Origin of the sequence: Mesorhizobium sp. M6A.T.Ce.TU.002.03.1.1 (genome assembly GCF_003997275.1) — a bacterium.
GTDB classification, from domain to species: domain Bacteria; phylum Pseudomonadota; class Alphaproteobacteria; order Rhizobiales; family Rhizobiaceae; genus Mesorhizobium; species Mesorhizobium mediterraneum.
Genome location: NZ_RZTI01000002.1, coordinates 29,790 through 46,143, shown reverse-complemented (window position 1 = coordinate 46,143; position 16,354 = coordinate 29,790). Strand labels below are relative to the sequence as shown.

The 16,354-nt window shown below is 63.4% G+C and carries 14 protein-coding genes; 10 read left to right on the top strand and 4 right to left on the bottom strand.

Annotated elements, in window-relative coordinates; genetic code table 11:
- Window positions 1-9 precede the first annotated feature (9 nt).
- Both EOC93_RS01135 and EOC93_RS01130 read left to right on the top strand, forming a co-directional pair.
- A complete protein-coding gene (locus EOC93_RS01135; protein WP_127203630.1) occupies window positions 10-723 on the top strand; it encodes a phosphoadenylyl-sulfate reductase in 714 nt (237 codons plus the stop codon).
- Between the two features lie 170 nt (window positions 724-893).
- Window positions 894-4,124, top strand: a complete 3,231-nt coding sequence (locus EOC93_RS01130; RefSeq protein ID WP_127203629.1) for a hypothetical protein — start codon at window positions 894-896, stop codon at window positions 4,122-4,124.
- Window positions 4,125-4,184: 60 nt separating this feature from the next.
- On the opposite strand, the gene EOC93_RS01125 is transcribed toward EOC93_RS01130, so the two are convergent.
- Both EOC93_RS01125 and EOC93_RS01120 read right to left on the bottom strand, forming a co-directional pair.
- Window positions 4,185-4,823, bottom strand: coding sequence for a LysE family transporter (locus tag EOC93_RS01125; RefSeq protein WP_126103467.1), 639 nt, complete (start codon window positions 4,821-4,823; stop codon window positions 4,185-4,187).
- Between the two features lie 349 nt (window positions 4,824-5,172).
- Window positions 5,173-6,192, bottom strand: coding sequence for an isopenicillin N synthase family oxygenase (locus EOC93_RS01120; protein ID WP_127203628.1), 1,020 nt, complete (start codon window positions 6,190-6,192; stop codon window positions 5,173-5,175).
- A 503-nt stretch (window positions 6,193-6,695) separates the two neighbouring features.
- Here EOC93_RS01120 and EOC93_RS01110 point away from each other — a divergent pair.
- The 5 genes from EOC93_RS01110 (at window position 6,696) to EOC93_RS01090 (ending at window position 11,997) form a co-directional block, all read left to right on the top strand.
- Window positions 6,696-8,042 carry an extracellular solute-binding protein gene (locus EOC93_RS01110; protein ID WP_126103469.1) on the top strand — a complete coding sequence of 449 codons (1,347 nt, stop codon included), beginning with the start codon at window positions 6,696-6,698 and terminating at the stop codon, window positions 8,040-8,042.
- Between the two features lie 98 nt (window positions 8,043-8,140).
- Window positions 8,141-9,079 (top strand): sugar phosphate isomerase/epimerase, encoded by a 939-nt coding sequence (locus EOC93_RS01105; RefSeq protein ID WP_126103470.1) that lies wholly within the window; start codon window positions 8,141-8,143, stop codon window positions 9,077-9,079.
- Window positions 9,076-10,005: a sugar ABC transporter permease gene (locus EOC93_RS01100; protein WP_127203627.1), complete on the top strand. Its 930-nt coding sequence runs from the start codon at window positions 9,076-9,078 to the stop codon at window positions 10,003-10,005. The genes EOC93_RS01105 and EOC93_RS01100 overlap by 4 nt, the downstream gene beginning before the upstream one ends.
- Window positions 10,005-10,907, top strand: a complete 903-nt coding sequence (locus EOC93_RS01095) for a carbohydrate ABC transporter permease (RefSeq protein WP_126103472.1) — start codon at window positions 10,005-10,007, stop codon at window positions 10,905-10,907. The genes EOC93_RS01100 and EOC93_RS01095 overlap by 1 nt, the downstream gene beginning before the upstream one ends.
- Before the next feature lies 1 nt (window position 10,908).
- Window positions 10,909-11,997, top strand: coding sequence for a Gfo/Idh/MocA family oxidoreductase (locus EOC93_RS01090; protein WP_127203626.1), 1,089 nt, complete (start codon window positions 10,909-10,911; stop codon window positions 11,995-11,997).
- On the opposite strand, the gene EOC93_RS01085 is transcribed toward EOC93_RS01090, so the two are convergent.
- Entirely contained in the window at window positions 11,990-12,796 is an 807-nt protein-coding gene (locus EOC93_RS01085; RefSeq protein ID WP_127203625.1) for an SDR family NAD(P)-dependent oxidoreductase, read from the bottom strand. The two genes, EOC93_RS01090 and EOC93_RS01085, sit on opposite strands and share 8 nt — an antisense overlap.
- Window positions 12,793-13,647: an NAD(P)-dependent oxidoreductase gene (locus tag EOC93_RS01080; protein WP_127203624.1), complete on the bottom strand. Its 855-nt coding sequence runs from the start codon at window positions 13,645-13,647 to the stop codon at window positions 12,793-12,795. Before EOC93_RS01080 ends, EOC93_RS01085 begins: the two co-directional genes overlap by 4 nt.
- Before the next feature lie 233 nt (window positions 13,648-13,880).
- On the opposite strand from EOC93_RS01080, the gene EOC93_RS01075 reads away from it, so the two are divergent.
- Genes EOC93_RS01075 through EOC93_RS01065 form a run of 3 tightly spaced genes read left to right on the top strand, consistent with a single transcriptional unit; the run spans window position 13,881 to window position 16,354 of the window.
- Entirely contained in the window at window positions 13,881-14,525 is a 645-nt protein-coding gene (locus EOC93_RS01075; protein ID WP_127203623.1) for an isochorismatase family cysteine hydrolase, read from the top strand.
- 48 nt (window positions 14,526-14,573) lie between these two features.
- The gene (locus EOC93_RS01070) at window positions 14,574-15,125 is read left to right on the top strand and encodes a MarR family winged helix-turn-helix transcriptional regulator (protein ID WP_095483766.1); all 552 of its coding nucleotides are present in this window, start codon (window positions 14,574-14,576) and stop codon (window positions 15,123-15,125) included.
- A 41-nt stretch (window positions 15,126-15,166) separates the two neighbouring features.
- A complete protein-coding gene (locus tag EOC93_RS01065) occupies window positions 15,167-16,354 on the top strand; it encodes an amidohydrolase family protein (protein ID WP_127203686.1) in 1,188 nt (395 codons plus the stop codon).

The window sequence follows — 16,354 nt, the reverse complement described above, 5'->3', positions numbered from 1 at the left end:
CGAACCGCGATGTATGAAGCTGTCGTCGCAGAGCTGAACCATCTCGACGGGCCCGACCTGCTGGCGCCGCTCGTCACCGATCTGTTTTGTGGAAACATAGCGCTCGTGTCCTCGTTCGGCGCAGAATCCGCAGTGCTGCTGCATATGGCAGCCTCGATCGACCGTTCGCTCCCCATCATCACGCTCGACACCGGAAAGCTGTTCGCGGAGACGATCGCCTATCGCGCGCAGCTGACGGCTCTGCTCGGTCTCACTGATCTGCGCGTCGTCAAGCCTCAGACCGACGTCTTGCGCGTGCTCGACGGCGCTGGAGCGCTGCACCGCCGCGATCCGGACCGGTGCTGCCACATCCGCAAGGTTCTGCCGCTCGAAAATGCGCTGACCGGTTTCAAAGCCTGGATTTCCGGTCGCAAGCGATATCATGGCGGGCTTCGCGCGGATGTTTCGACACTGGAGGAAACTGACGGGCGCCTGAAGATCGACCCGCTTGCCCGCTTCACCCGCCAGCAGATTGAGGACTATCTCGACCGTTATCATCTACCCCAGCATCCGCTCCTCGAAAAGGGCTACCTCTCGATCGGCTGCGCGCCCTGCACGGTCAAGTGCGGCAGCGCGGACAATCCGCGCGCGGGCCGCTGGAGCGGCCTGTCGAAGATAGAGTGCGGGATCCATCGGTCGCCCGCCGGCGCTGCCTCTCGCAATTCGGTCTCATCTGCGTCCTGATTTCGCGATCGCGCAGGCATCCAGTCGACGGCTGGAATCGGCCATCGTCGCTTCATCGGCGAAGCCACTACGAATTGTCGCACGATTGCGCTACCCTAGGGTCAATCTGGGCGGCGGGACGGTCACGGCGGCACGACCGGCGCTCGATGATTGGTCGAGCGCGAGCCCCCATGACCCCTCTAAACGCCATCGAAGCCGATGCGAGGCGCCCGCTCTCGGGCACAGGCCGGATCGCCAAGCTGGCGGCGCCGCGCAGCGCCAGGATATTGCGGCGGAACCGCGTTCTCGCAGCGATCGATCGGAAGTCGCAATCAACCATATGCTGGGTGGCGGCGCCGGCCGGCTACGGCAAGACGACGGCGGTCATCGACTATCTCGAAAGCGTCGAGGCGCCGCATGTGTGGTTCCGCGTCGACGAGGGCGATCAGGACATTGCGCACTTTTTTCAGTATCTGACGCAGTCACTCGCCCCACCTGCGGTTGGCGACATGCCGGTGTTCGGCGTCGAATATGCCGAGCAGCCGAAGGAGTTCGCCAGGCTCTTCTTCAGAGCCTATTTCGCGCGGCTGAAACCCGACACCATTCTGGTTCTCGACGATCTGCACGATGCCGACACGCCAGAGTTTCGTGGCGTGCTTTCGGTGATGTTCCGTGAGCTTCCGGACACGGTTCGGTGCATTTGCGCCTCGCGAACGCTGCCACGGGAAGAACTTAGCGACCTAGTCCTCAGAGGCCAGATGGCCGTCGTCGACAGGTCGGCGCTCGAATTCTCGACCGCGGAAGCGCGCGATCTCGTCCAACTGCGTTCCGAGAACGCCTCAGTCGATGTCGAAGCCGCGCGCGGCTGGGCGATCGGACTGGTTCTGCTCGCGGACCACGGCTCGACGGTCGGACCTGATGACACGAGCGGCGGGCAGAACGCGCTGTTGGATGTCCTTGGCCGTCATTTCTTCCTTTCCCTCCCCGCCACCGACCAGGATATGCTGCTGAAGCTCAACTTGCTGCCTGAGATCAGCGCCGAACTGGCCGACGAGATGATAGGATCTGGCGAGGCGGGAAAACTGCTCGACAGGCTCTACAAGCGGCAATTGCTGGTCACGCGTACGGAAAGCAGCCGCGACGTCTTCTACCTGCATGATCTGTTGCGGGATTTCCTCGACCGAAGTTTCGCTGAGCGCGTGCCACGAGAAGAGCAGAGATTGCTGAAACGAAAAGCGGCGACGATCCTCGTCGAGGCGGGCCGTCTGGATGAAGCCATCCCGCTTGCCTTGCAGGCGGAGGACTGGGGGCTTGCCAGCAAACTCATACTGAGCCGCGCGGAGGATGTGCTGGCGCAAGGCGGCCGGGCGACTTTCATCGACTGGTGCGGCCGATTGCCGGAAGCGCTGATGAGCGGCTGGCATTTTTATTGGCTGGGCGTTGCCCACGTGCCGGACGACGTCGCCGCGGAGCGCTGGCTGGCGAAGGCATGGCAGGCTTTTGGCGAGGCGGACGATCAGCGCGGCCTGTGTCTCACCGTGTCGCGCGCCGTCTTGGTCAAGACCGCCAGTTGGCGCACCTACGAAGGCCTTTCCATGTGGACCCGCCGGGCATTCGAGCTGATCGAGCGCGGTCTTCCGGAACTCCCTCGCGAGGAAGCGATGCTGGTGCGCATTGGCATGATGCGGGCGCTGAACTTCGGCGACGACTACTACCGCGGCAGCCCGGCCGGACAAGCACTGGAAGCCGAACTGCTGGAGCGACTGACCAAGAACTCCGGCCAGGATCCGAGCGGATTTCGGTTGCTTGCGAGCGAAACGCTGATCGATCTTTCGGCGTCGACCATGCGGGCCGATCTGTTCGCGAAGGCCGTCGACAGCGTTATCGACGATTTAGGCGAGAAGGACGTGCTGCCCTGGATCCTTGGCATGTGGTTGGTCGCCTTCGGTGCGGAGAGTGGTCGTTACTTCCCCTACAAAAGAAGAAATTTTCCTTATCCTTCGTCCGAAGCGGCGTTGCGGGAGGCGATCGCCATTGGCGAGCGCGAGTCGCTCAAGAGCGTGGAGTTCGGCGGGCTCTACCATCTCCAGATGCAGATGAAGGTCCGCAACGATTTTGCGGAGTTCCACCAGGTGGTCGAGCGCCTGGCCGAGATCGCCGACAGCCGCTTCACCACGCAAGTGGCCGTCGTCGCTGACTGCCACGCCGCGCTGCATGCCAGGCAAGGCGATTTCGCGGCCGCCTACCGGGATTGCGAGCGCTTCATGGAGGCCATCGAGGCCGCCAACGAGCCGATGGTTGAGCGCTGGCCGCACTACATCACGAAGTTCCAGGTGCTGCTGGCCGACAGGAAGCCTCGCGAAGCCGCCGCGCTGCTCAGCGACCTGCTGCCGCGGCTGGACGGCGGCGCCCGCAAGCGAACCGAGATATGCATTCTGGCGGCGGAGGCGCTGGAGACCCTGTGGGGCGGAGATTCGCACTATGGCGACCGGCTGAAGATCTTCCTGAAGGCGCTCCGCGACATCAGCTGGCCAATGGTGCTCCTCAACGTTCCGGACTTGCTCGCCGAACTGCTTGGCGATGCGCTTGAGCGCGGCATCGAGCCCAAGCTTTGCCGGTCGCTGATTGGGGAACGCCGGTTGGACGTGCCGCAGCGGCGGCCCGCGGCCTGGCCGTGGCCGCTCAAGGTCCATGTTCTCGGAGGCTTCCGGCTCGAACTCGACGGAAACCCTCTTCCTCTCGGCGCCAAGCCGCCGACGAAGGCCCTCGACATCCTGCGGGTGCTGGCGATCTCGAAAGACAACACCTGCTCGCTGGAGACCCTTCAGGACTGGCTGTGGCCCGACCTCGACGGCGACCAGGCGCGGGCGGCCTGCGAGCAGGCGCTGCATCGGCTGCGCAAGCTGCTCGGGCGGACCGATCTCATCGTCCAGCGCGAAGGCAAGCTTCGCCTCGCGTCGGACAAGGTCTGGGTCGACCTCGCCGACTGGGATGCACGGCTCAAATCCCTCACGACAACCAATGGCGAGACGGCCGGACTGCGCCCGGAAGCGGAAGCGCTCTTCCTCGCATTTCCCGGTCCGCTGTTTCTGCACGAGCGAGCCAGTTTCTGGTCGTTCGCTGCCGCTGAAAAAGTCCGTCGCGACCTGATCGATTTCGGATTGCGGATCGGCCTGCGGCTCGAGGCGACCGGCAACGCCCATGAAGCGCGCTCGATTTATCTGAGGACGTTGGACCTTTATCCCGACGCCGGGCCCGTCTGCAAGGCGCTGATCAAGGAGCGGCTGTCGCGCCGTGATTTCGAAGCCGCGGTCGACGACTATGGACGTTACGAACGAGCGCTGGATGCTGCCGGCGAAGCGGCGCCCGCCGCGGAAATACGCGCCTTGGTCGAACCCTATCTCGTGCGGCACAGGCGCTGAAGACGATGTGCGGCGCTGCCTAGCAAAACAGCGGGCCATCGTTGGTATGGCGGTCACCGCTCAAGCCCCGTTCAGGATGTTTACAGCCAGGAGAAGGGCTGCCAGGATCAGAACGAGACCTGCGACCGCGTCCATCCGCTTGCGGTAGATCGGGCTGTCGAAGTGGCGGGACAGGCTCACCCCGGCCAGGCTCCAGCCATAGAACTTGATTGCGGAGGCGGCGAGGAACCCGGCGGCGAACCCCGCCTGTTCCCCGCTGCCATAGCTGAATGAGAGCACGCCGACGAGAAACATCGCCTCGAACCAGGCCAGTGGATTGAGCCAGGTGACGGCAAGCATCGAACCTATCGCACGCAATCGGGATTTGCGGCCTGACGCAACAGTCTCCATGCGGGATGTCCCGTTGACCGCGAGCAAGGTGCGCGCGCCCAACCAGGCGAGAAATCCGGCGCATGCGGCCTGCAGCATGCCGGAGATCGCGGGATTGTCGGTTAGCAGCGTTCCAAATCCGCCGATTCCCATGGTCACCAGGGCGATCTCCGAGACGTAGCCTATGGAAGCGACCGCGAAAGGATGGCTGCGCGTCAATCCTGCCTGGATAAGCATTAGGTTCTGGGGCCCGAGGGAAAAGATCAGCCCGAGGCCGAACACGAAGCCGGATAGCGTTGCCGGCGACAACAGGGCGTCATGCGACGTCACCCGGTTTTTTCGATCGCGCGCTTTTGTGCATCTGCGGCCTCCTACGCGACGCAGTGTGGAAGGCAGGCGCATATGGATCGCTTACGGCAAAGCCGGCAGTCCCGTTCCCAGATTCACGGTTCGGGGATCACAGCTGACTTGCCGAAATCGCACGAAAAAATGGCCGGGCTCGAATGCGGCCCGGCCAAAAGAAGGTTACAACCTTCAGAGGGGAACACCGTTCAGCGGAATGGGAGGAAACCGTCGAACGGTCTTACCTGTTTGAGCTTGTTTGGGCGCGTTGGCGACGAATAAAATTCCAAAGCCGCCGGGGATGACGAAAATTTCTGTTCTATTTGCTCCGACGCCTTCAGACAGGTGACGCCCTCGTTTCGAGAAGATCGGCATAGTGCCGGCGCGCCACGTCAGGATGCGAGCGCAGGCGACTTTTCAGCACGTTGGTTCCAACGTCGCGAAACAGCGGATTTTCCGGATCGCTCGCGGGTCCGCGCGCTTCGGCAGCCAGTTCTTCAGGCAGGGTGAGCAACGGGATCGTCGCATCGAGCCGGGCGCTGAAGAAGAAAGGAATGGAAATCCGCTCGACACCGGCCAGTGGCGTGACGACACGGTGCACCGTCGCCTTGAGGTAACCGTTCGACGCCAATTCGAGGAGCTCGCCGATGTTGACCACCAGCGTTCCGGGGATCGGATCCACATTCACCCAGCTTTCGTCATATTCGACCTGCAGCCCCTTATTCTCGTCCTGAAGCAGGAGCGTCAGGAAGCCGCCGTCCTTGTGCGCGCCGACGCCCTGGTCGCCACCGGTTGCGTCGCGTCCGGGATAGCGCACGATCTTCATTCGATGGTTGGGCTCACCGCTATAGATCGGATCGAAAGCGTCCTCGGCCTGGTCGAGCGACAGCGCGAAGGCCTTGAGCAGGCGGATCGCCACCGCCGTTGCCCTGGTCTGCCATGCCAGCAGCGCCGGCTCGAGTTCCGGCAGGGCCGAAGGCCATTGGTTCGGCCCTTGCAGCCGCGTCCAGGCAGGAATGCCCGGCTCCTGTGGCACGGGTCGGCGCTCGACGCCGATGTCGAGCTGTTCGCGCCAATCGGCCTTGCCCTTGGTCAGTTCGCCACCGGTGCGCGTATAGCCGCGGAATTGCGGTGACTTGACCATTTCGATGGCCAGCTTGTCGGCTTCGGGCAAGGCAAAGAACCGACGCGAGGCGTCGAGCACCTCGTCAATCTCCGCAGCCGAAATCCCGTGGCCGCTGAGATAGAAGAAGCCGACGTCACGGGCCGCCGTGCGCAGGTCGAACAGAAAGGTCCGACGCTCCGACGCGCCCTGTCCGAGACGGCTGAGATCGAGCACGGGTACAATCCTGGCCATGGTCAACCTCCTTCTGCCTCAGGCTTGGATCAGGCCTCTACGGTGACACGCAGGTCGTTGCGATCAAAGCAATGCTCGATCCAATCTCGACGCCAATGGAAGAAAGTCAGCGCTGCGTTTGGCGGCCGGCAGGCAAATAATGTCCGAAAGGATGCTCCAGGGCGCGACGGAACCCTGGAGCCGCGGCGCTTCCGGCCGATGCCGCCAAACGCTCAAACACGCTTCCCGTATTCGCCTCCTGCGAGAGCACGTTCACCGTGCGCCGAACCTGACCGGCGCCGTGATCGTCTTGTTGGCGCCGGGCGGAGGTGCGGGAACGGGGGAAGCGCGGCGCATCAGACGACGCCGCGCTCGCCCGCCAACTCTCTGGGCCCATGAAATTGGTGAAATAATAGGCATGCCTACCGATTGACAAAATTTGCAACAGGCGACCAAGATCATATGACCATCAACGATCTTTGGTCCCGAGGTTGCCCCTCGGCATTGGCGTAAAGGAGAGCCAGATGCCCATTCAGCAGAGAGTGACCCATCGTTCGAAACAACATCCCGCCATCCTTGCTACCGCACTGCTCAGCCTGAGCCTGATCACGACGCCCGGCATCGGCCATGCCGAGGGGATCACGCTCAAGGTCTTCGGCGGTTCGGCCCTCGACCAGCTCGCTCCGCGTCAGGCGCCGGACGAGCAGAAGAAGATCCAGCAGCAGGTCATTGACGGCTTCCTCAAGGCCAACCCCGACGTCTCGAAGGTCGAGTGGGATGCCCAGGGGCCGCAGACCGATTCCATCCAGCGCCTGATGACCGCCAAGCTGGCGAGCCAGGAAATGGACCTGATCGCCTGCCCGGCCTTTTACACCAATGGCGCCTACGTCAGGCGCAAGCTGGTCATGCCGATCACCGACAAGATCAAGCCGTTCCAAGACAGGATCGACGCCGCCGCGCTTGGCGCCTTCACGGTCAGCGGCCAGGTCTATGGTGTCCCGATCTCGACGCTGTCGACATCGACGATCTTCTACAATGTCGACCTCTTTCAGAAGCTCGCTATCCCGGTCCCGCCGACCTATGGCGACCTGAAGGCGGCCGTGCCGAAGTTCAAGGACGCGGACGTCATCCCTCTCCTGCATCAGGGCTCGAACACCGTGATGTGGCCAATGTGGTTCTTCGAAACTTTTTCGCAGGCCTCGGGCGACCCGGTCGGCAAGACGCAGAAGAATCTGGAGGGCACGGCAAAGTTCACCGATGCGCCTGACGTCGAAGGCTTCAAGCTGATCAAGCAGTGGGTCGACGACGGCATCCTTTCCAAAGACTCGCTTTCCGTCGACCAGGACGGAATGCGCGCAGCTTTCGCCGCCGGCAAGAGCGCCATGTATTATGGCGGCACCTGGGAAATCCCGTCGCTCCAGTCGAGCGTCAAGGACTTCAAATGGGGCGTCTTTGCCTTTCCGAAAATGGATGGAACGCCGGGCGCGCCAGGCCATGGCGGCGGCGCCGACAACGGGATCTGCGTCGCCTCGTCGATCCCGCCCGAGAAGCTCGATGCGGCGATCAAGTTCATCGAATATCTGACCCAGCCTGAGGTTGCGACGCTCTACCTTGCGCCGGAGCAGCCGATCGCAGCCTCGATCAAGGGCGTGCCGCAGGTCGACGACGCCTATGCGGTCGAGCTGCGCAAGGAAGCCTTCCCGAGCACCATCAAGTTCCTCGACTGGATCTGGCCGTCGGAAGTCGCGACAGCCACCGCTTCGGCGATCGCCGGCATCGTTGGCGGCACGACGACGCCCGAGGAGGCGGCGGCCTCGATCCAGACCACCTTCGACGACCTCAAGGCGCAGGGCAACTGGCCGCCCAAGTGAGCTCGCATGCAGGCGAGCGCATCCAGCCGAGCTGATGCGCCAGGGCAAGAAAACGGGGCCGCCCGTCTCGGGCTGCCTCTCTTACCGGAGACAGAGACATGACGACAAATCGCGCCGAGCGGCAGCGCTTCTCGATCGGCTATCATCTGAACAGCTGGGACCTCACCGGACTACCGCTCAGGCCGGCCATCAAATTCCTGGCCGATCAGGGTTTCGGCTGGTTCGAGATCCTCGCCTTCACCAGCCTCTCGGACCAGTACGCCCGCAAATATATGCAGCTCGGCAACCAGGCGCCGATGGGCGTGACGACCGATACCGACATTTTGCGGCGCTACGCGCTGCTGTCGGAAGGCCAGAGCGAGTATGGCATCAAGCTCTCCTCTTTCTACGTGAATGCGATCTTCACCAACCCTGTCGCCTGGCCTTATGAGCGCGATGTGCTTGTCGCGCTGACCAGGATGTTGAAGGGCTTCGGCTCCCCGGTCCTGGTTCTTGGAGGCGGTCCCTCTGAAGCCATTGCCGGCCCGCATACGGCCGACGACTACCGCGCCTTTTGCCGGGCGCTCGAAGATATCGGCAAGCGGACCAAAGACCTTGGCATCGAGACGGTCTATCACCCGCATCTCGACACTTTCATCGAGCGCCGCGACCAGCTCGACCGGATGATGGATGAGTTGGACACCGGTCTGGCCGGCCTGTGCATCGATCCGGCGCACCTCGCCCATACCAATTCCGATCCCGTCGATGCGGTCAAAACCTACATCTCGGCCGTGCGCTACATGCATTTCAAGGATACCAGGGTCGACCCTGCGCTGAAGGGCTATGACCGCTACGGCGCCTTTTGCGAGCTTGGCGCCGGCGTCGTCGATCTTGCCGGCATCGTCGACGTGCTGCTCGACGCAAACTATGACGGCCTCGCCATCATCGAACTCGACGCATCGAAGAAGACGGCCGAGCAGAGCACGCTGGAGAGCATCGCCTATATCCGCAATACGCTCGGGCTGGCGCTGACACCGAAAACCGCGAAGGCCGCATGAGCACGCGACCGCAAGAGGCGGCTCCTTCCGCGAGCCGTTTCGGGCGCTTCGTTTCAGGCGACGGCGCGACCGCCTTCGTCATGATCCTGCCGGCCGCGATCCTCTTCGGTCTGTTCTACCTCTGGCCGTTCGGCAACGGTTTCTGGCTCAGCCTGCACAATTGGGATGGGTTTTCCGACCCAAGCTGGGCGGGCTTCTCCAATTATCAGCGCCTTGCACATGATCGCATCTTCCTCGCCGCGCTGCGCAACAATTTGATCTTCGTCGTCGCAGTTGTCGTCTTGAAAAACGTGCTCGGCCTTGGGCTGGCGCTGCTTCTGAATCGGGTGGTCCTCGGCCGCACCTTCTTTCGCGCCGCCGCCTTCGTCCCGGTGACGATGTCCTTCGTCGCCGTCGGGCTGCTCTGGTCCTGGATCTACAATCCGGTCTTCGGGCTGCTCAATGGCGGCCTCGATCTGTTCGGCCTCGGTGGGCTGAAACAATCATGGCTTGGTGACGCCGATATCGCGCTCTATTCGATCATCGTCGTCGACGTCTGGAAATGGCTCGGCTTCCACGCCGTGATCTATCTCGCTGGGCTGCAGACGATCCCGGCGGAACTCTACGAATCGGCGAAGATGGACGGCGCGGGACCGGTCCAGCGCTTCTGGCATGTCACCTTGCCGATGATGATGCCGATCGTCTTCATCAACACCATTCTTGGCCTGTCCGGCGCCTTCGTGCGCAACTTCGACATCGTCTATGTCTTGACCAAGGGCGGGCCGAACCACGCCACCGAAGTCGTGCTCACCTACATGATGAGCAAGGCCTTCCAGGACGGTGCCATGAGCTATGCCGCGGCCATCGGCTATGTGCTCTTCCTGATCGTCGGGCTGGCCAGCGTCGGGCTGCTCGCCCTGATGCGGCGGCAAAGGCTTGAGGTCTGATGAGCGCCGCGGCCAACCCTCCGCTTTCCCGGGACAACGGCACGGTCGGCCATCGCCGCAACGCGCGGCGCCTCGGCGCGCGAGGTATTCTCGAACTTGCAGGCATCTATGCTGCGCTCGTCCTGGTGCTGCTGGAGACGCTTTATCCGCTGCTTTGGGTGCTCTTCGGCTCACTCAAGACCAAGCAGGAAATGCTCAGCAACATCTGGGGCCCGCCGTCGAGCCTTGTGTTCCAGAACTATGCCGATGCCTGGCGCATCGCCGGCATGGGATCGCGCATCGTCAGCAGCGTCTTCGTCACCGGTTCGGCATTGATCATCCTGGTGGCCGTGGCGACGCCCTGCGCCTATGCGCTGGCGCGCCTTCGTTTTCCCGGACGCGGCCTTGTGCTGGCGGTGGCCGTGGCGGCCATGCTGGTGCCGCCGCAAGTCATGGCCATTCCGCTGTTCATGGTGGCGCGCGATCTCGGCCTGATCAACAATCGGCTCGGCATCGCCTTCGTTTATGCCGCGACGTCATTGCCGCTTTCGGTCTTCATCCTGCGCAGCTTCTTCGTCACGTTGCCCGCCGACCTCGAAGACGCCGCGCGTATCGATGGCGCCAGCCGGCTGGCGATCCTGATCCACATCATGCTGCCGCTGATCCGGCCGGGCGTCGCGCTGATCCTGATCTTCGGCTTCATCGAGATCTGGAACGATTTCTTCCTCGCCTTCCTGCTCCTGCGCGACCCGTCCGTGCAGACCATCCCGCTCGGACTTGTCAGCTTCTTCCAGCAATATGACTCGCTCTGGGCGCTCTACTTCGCCGCGTTGACGATCACGACACTGCCGGTGATCGTCGTCTTCATCGCCATGCAGCGGCAGTTCATCGCCGGCCTGACGGCCGGCGCCGTTAAGGGTTGACATGCAGGATCGCGTTATCGGCGTTGGCGTTATCGGTTGCGGCGAAATCGCCCAGTTGATGCACTTGCCCTATCTCCAGGAATTGCCGGCGTTTCGCATCGCCGCGCTGTGCGATATCTCACCCGGAACGGTCGACAAGGTCGGGGAGCACTACGGTGTCGCGGCCCGCTATACCGACCATCGCGCCCTGCTTGCCGATCCTGGTGTCGATGCCGTGGTGATCTGCACCTACGACCATGGCGAGATGGTTGCTGACGCCATCCGCGCCGGCAAGCATCTGACCGTCGAGAAGCCGCTTGCCTTCACGCTTGAGGAGGCGCACCCGCTGATCGAGCAGGCTGAACGCAGCGGCCTCGTTGCGCTTGTCGGCTATATGAAGTTCTATGACCCCGGCTACGAGATCGGCCTCGAGCGCATCGCCGCCATCGGCCGGCCGAAGTCGATCCATGTCCATGATTTCGCCGGCCGCTTCGACCTCTACGGCAAACTCTATACGCAAATCCATATCGCCGATGTGCCGGCCGATCTGCTCGCGGCCGGGCGAGACGCCGTCGCACGACGCGTCGAGGCGGCGCTGGGGCTGGACCATGCCGGCTATCGCGATCTCTATCTCCTGCTGCTTGGCCTGAGCAGCCACGATCTCGCCGTCATGCGCGGCGCCTTCGGCACGCCGAGCCGTGTCGTGCACGCGCAGCAGACCGGCGCGAACCAGCTTCTGGCCGTGCTCGACTATGACGGCGTTCCCTGTCTCTTCGACATGGCGCTCGCCCAATATGAATGGTGGGACGAATGGATCCACGTGCATGGCGAGCACGCGGAAGTGCGGATCGATTTCCAGAACCCCTATTTCCGCAATGCCTCGGCCATCGTGCGGGTGCGCGAAGCGGCCGGCGAGACGGCATCCGAACGCGTGCTGCCGGGCATCCCCGACACCGCATTCCGTCGCGAATGGCTGCATTTCGCCGATTGCATCCTGGCCGGCGCAAAACCGCGCACGCCGCTTTCGGGCGGTCTCGCCGACCTTGATCTCGCCGTCCAGATCATCCAGGCAATGCCGCCAAAGCGGCTTGAGACGAGGCCCCTTATCTGAATTTCGGAAACACGCCGCCGGCCGGCGCGTTGGCCCAGCTCTGCAAGGTCTGGCCGCCGTCGATCAGCCAATCCGCGCCGGTGACGTGCCTGGCCTCGTCGGAGGCGAGGAACGCCACGGCGGCCGCGACATCGTCCGGCTGGCCGATGCGGCGCAGCGGGATGCGGTCGGCGAAATGCTGCACGCTGCTCTTGAAATCGCCGTCGCCGCTCGCAGGCACGCCGAGCGTCGTCTCGATCACGCCGGGGCAGATGGCGTTGACGCGTATGCCGTAGGGCGCGGCATCGAGTGCTGCGACCCGCGTCAACCCGACCACACCATGCTTGGAGGCGACATAGCCGGCACCGCCCGCGAGCACGTCCCAGCCGGCCATGGACGAACCCATATTGACGATCGAGCCGCCATTACCGGCCTCGATCATCGCCCGAAGCGACGCCTGCAGGACGAGAAACATGCCGCGCAGGTTGATACGAATGATGGTATCCCAGTCGTCAACAGGCAGTTCGTGAACCGGAGCGACGACGCCGGAAATCCCGGCATTGTTGAACACCGCATTCAGCTCGCCGAATGTTTCCACGGTCGTTTCAACGGCGCGCCGCACGTCTGCTTCATCGGTGACGTCGGCTTCGATGGCGATCGCGTGCTCGCCCAGAGATTGGGCCAGTGTCCGCGCCGCCGCGCCGTTGCGGTCGACAATGGCGACGCGTGCGCCTTCTTCGAGGAAGCGCCGGACCGCCGCACTGCCGATCGCGCCGGCGCCACCGGTGACAAGGACGCATCTTTCGTCGAATCGCTTCATTTTCCAAGCTCCGGCTTCGGGTAAGAGCGCCACGAATGGCTCGGCTCAAAGCTGATGGTTTCGCGCGCATGGACTGTGTCGAGCACGGCACCATGGCCGGCGATCGGCCGCGATAGCGGGACATCCGGGTAGACACGGCGCACGAGCGGCTCGGTTTCCTCTTCCATGAACGTGTCGGCGGCGCTGAGCAGGACGCGGAGATGGCCGTCGCCTTTCCATTCCAACGCCTGCAGGAAGCCCTGCCCCGCGTCGCGCGCATCGAGATAGGCCCACAGGTCACGGGCGCTGTCGGCAGTGGCGCGGCGCGGGCCGACGCCCGCGAAAAAGCTGGCCGGGGTCTGGATCCATGGCATACGAATGCTGACAGCCGAGAATGCGCCGCGGCGCACCGCCGCGGCGACGATTTCCTCACCGAGCCATTTCGACAGGCCGTATGGATCCTGCGCGCCGACCGGGTGATCCATATCCACCGGCAGATAGGGCGGGCGCACCGTCTTCTCGAAGAACGGATAGCCGAAAACGCTGAAGGACGAGGCATAGACGAAGCGCGCGGCGCCAGCCATGGCCGCCGCCTCGACGACATTGTAGGCGGTCGCGACATTGGTCTTGAACACTTCGCCGCCGGCCCGCCCGGTCGGGCGCGGAATGGCCGCGACATGAACCACAGCGTCGCAATCGCGCACCAGCTGCAGCGTCGAGCCAAGATCCGTCAGATCCGCGGTTGCATGCCGCCATGCCACGTCACCCGGGGCGGCGGCATCAATGCCCATCACATCATGACCGGCCGCGACCAGCGCCGCGGCGACATGGCGGCCAAGCAGACCGCTGGATCCGGTGACGATCGTCTTCATGTCTCAGCCCTCGACGCCGCGAATTCAGCCAATTGAATATCATTGATGGTCATACAAATCGAACACCCGATTGCCGAACCTTGTCAATGCCATTCCGCATCGGAGAACGGCGCGGACCTTTGCCGGCGCGTCCCGCGCGCACCAGACGACAAGGCTTTGCCCCGAACGGGATTGACTTGGCATCCGCGACGGTTTTTTGTATGAGCATCAACGATCGACCAAAGGAGCTCGCCATGCCCGTGGACAGTTTTTCCTCACATCGGCACGATGACGCGATGCGCCTCGATCCGCAACGCGCGGCGGTTATTGTCATCGACATGGTCAATGAATTCTGCAAGCCCGGCGGGGCGATGGTGCTGCCGGGATATGAGACGCTTGTCGCACCGCAATTGGCGGTCATCGAGGCCGCGCGCGCCGGCGGTGTGCCGGTTATCTGGGTGCACGACACCCATAGGGCCGGCATGCGCCGCGAGCGCGAATGGGTGAAGCGCACGCCACATTGTCTCGAGGGTAGCTGGGGTCCTGAGATCATCGAGGACCTTGGCGCCCGCGACGATGAAATCCATCTGATAAAGCGGCGCTACTCGGCGTTTTTTCAAACCGACCTCGACCTGACGCTCAAAGACATGCAGGTCGATCAACTGGTCATCTTCGGCGTGGTCACCAACATCTGCGTGCGCTCGACCGTCCATGACGCCTTTTTCCAGGGTTATGAAGTGGTGGTGCCAAGCGATTGCTGCGCGGCGACGGGACCACGCGAGCAGGAAAGCTCGCTCTACGATATAGCGACGCATTTCGGCGTGGTCAGCGATTCGGCAAGCGTCGTCGCAGCCCTTCGCGACGGGACGTCGCTTCAACCGGCTGAAGTCGCGGCTTGAACTTTTTCGAGCCTGCGGCATCCGAGACAGCGGCAAGAGGAGCCCGGCGTGACGACTGATATCGAATCGCAACCCGAAAGTGCGGCACCCAAAGGGCCGGGCGACAGTGCTAAGCCGCTGAGCCGCGAACAGGTGCTGCAGCGATACGCCAAGACCGGCTACGAACTGGACCGCCATCCGGCGCACGTGATCCGCCGGGCACATCAGCGCGCGACGCTGCGCTTCCAACAGGTCATGGCCGGTGAGGATCTTTCGCCAACGCAATTCGCCGCCCTCGCCACCATTCTCAAGCAGGGCGAGGTCTCGCAGAACCATCTGGGACGGCTGACCGCGATGGACCCGTCGACCATCAGCATCGTTGTCCGCAAACTTCTCAAGAACGGGCTGATCACCCGCAGCGCGTCCGATACCGACCAACGCCTGTCGATGATCGCGCTGACCGACAAGGGAACCAGATACACGCTCGACCGGCTCGAACGCAGCGTCGAAGTCGGACGGAGATTTCTGTCGCCGCTTTCGCCCACGGAACAGGCGACGCTGCTTCGCCTGCTCAATCGCATCAATGACGACGACCCATCGAATGGCGATAGCGGGAAGTAACTCGCGTTCCAAAATTCATGGAAATAACAAACGAGGTGCCGATGTCGCCCGACCCGAAACCCAACACGCTTGTCGTGCGCAACATCGGCCTGATGCTTTCCGGCGATCTCGCCCAACCGATCCTCGACGCCGACACGATCGTCGCGGTCGACGGCAAGATCACCGCCATCGGCAAAGCCGGCGCCCTTGATACCAGTGCTGCCGGCACCGTGATCGATGCAATGGGCTGCGCGGTCGCGCCGGGCCTCATCGACAATCACGTCCATCCGGTAGCCGGCGACTGGACGCCGCGGCAGAACCAGATCGGCTGGATGGATTCGACCGTGCATGGCGGGGTCACCACCATCGTCTCGGCGGGGGAGGTCCACACGCCGGGCCGTCCGCGCGACCTGGTCGGATTGAAGGCGCTTGCCATCGCGGCGCAGCGGACCTTTTCCAACTTCCGCCCGAGTGGGATGAAGATACTGGCCGGTGCGCCGATTCTGGAGCCCGGCCTGGTCGAGGAGGACTTCCGCTACCTCGCCGAAGCCGGCGTCACGCTTGTCGGCGAGGTCGGCCTAGGCGGCGTCAAGGACGGGCCGACCGGACGGCAGATGGTCGCCTGGGCGCGCGAATACGGCATGACCTCAATGACCCACACCGGTGGCCCGTCCCTGCCCGGCTCCGGCCGCATCGGTGCGGATGTCGTGCTGGAGGTCGACGCCGACATTGTCGCCCATGTCAATGGCGGGCCGACGGCACTGCCCGAAGCGGAAATCCGGCAGATCTGCGAGAAGGGCTCGCGGGCGCTCGAGATCGTCCATAACGGCAATCTGCACACCGGACTGTTCGTGCTCGATCTTGCTAGGCAGCGCGGCGAACTTTCGCGCATCGTGCTTGGCACCGACAGCCCGGCCGGGTCCGGCGTGCAGCCGCTCGGCATACTGCGGATCCTCACCATGCTGGCTTCGCTGGGCGGTGTCGCGCCGGAAGTGGCATTCTGCTTTGCCAGCGGCAACACGGCGCGCGTGCGCAAGCTGCATGATCGTGGCATGATCGAAGTCGGCCGCGCCGCCGACCTGATCTTCATGGACCAGGCGATCGGCGGCGCCGGCGACGGGCTGCTCGACAGCGTGGCGCAGGGCAACCTTCCGGGGATCGGAATGGTCGTCATCGACGGCCTGGTGCAGACCCGTCGAAGCCGCAACACCCCGCCGGCAATGCGGGTGCCTGAAGTCATTCAGGGATAG

Bases quoted from the DNA above. Each gene is read 5' to 3' on its own strand.
- EOC93_RS01075 (WP_127203623.1), top strand. From the start codon at position 13,881: ATGCCCGTGGACAGTTTTTCCTCACATCGGCACGATGACGCGATGCGC.
- EOC93_RS01100 (WP_127203627.1), top strand. From the start codon at position 9,076: ATGAGCACGCGACCGCAAGAGGCGGCTCCTTCCGCGAGCCGTTTCGGG.
- EOC93_RS01120 (WP_127203628.1), bottom strand. From the start codon at position 6,192: ATGGCCAGGATTGTACCCGTGCTCGATCTCAGCCGTCTCGGACAGGGC.
- EOC93_RS01085 (WP_127203625.1), bottom strand. From the start codon at position 12,796: ATGAAGCGATTCGACGAAAGATGCGTCCTTGTCACCGGTGGCGCCGGC.
- EOC93_RS01080 (WP_127203624.1), bottom strand. From the start codon at position 13,647: ATGAAGACGATCGTCACCGGATCCAGCGGTCTGCTTGGCCGCCATGTC.
- EOC93_RS01130 (WP_127203629.1), top strand. From the start codon at position 894: ATGACCCCTCTAAACGCCATCGAAGCCGATGCGAGGCGCCCGCTCTCG.
- EOC93_RS01090 (WP_127203626.1), top strand. From the start codon at position 10,909: ATGCAGGATCGCGTTATCGGCGTTGGCGTTATCGGTTGCGGCGAAATC.
- EOC93_RS01105 (WP_126103470.1), top strand. From the start codon at position 8,141: ATGACGACAAATCGCGCCGAGCGGCAGCGCTTCTCGATCGGCTATCAT.
- EOC93_RS01135 (WP_127203630.1), top strand. From the start codon at position 10: ATGTATGAAGCTGTCGTCGCAGAGCTGAACCATCTCGACGGGCCCGAC.
- EOC93_RS01065 (WP_127203686.1), top strand. From the start codon at position 15,167: ATGTCGCCCGACCCGAAACCCAACACGCTTGTCGTGCGCAACATCGGC.
- EOC93_RS01095 (WP_126103472.1), top strand. From the start codon at position 10,005: ATGAGCGCCGCGGCCAACCCTCCGCTTTCCCGGGACAACGGCACGGTC.
- EOC93_RS01110 (WP_126103469.1), top strand. From the start codon at position 6,696: ATGCCCATTCAGCAGAGAGTGACCCATCGTTCGAAACAACATCCCGCC.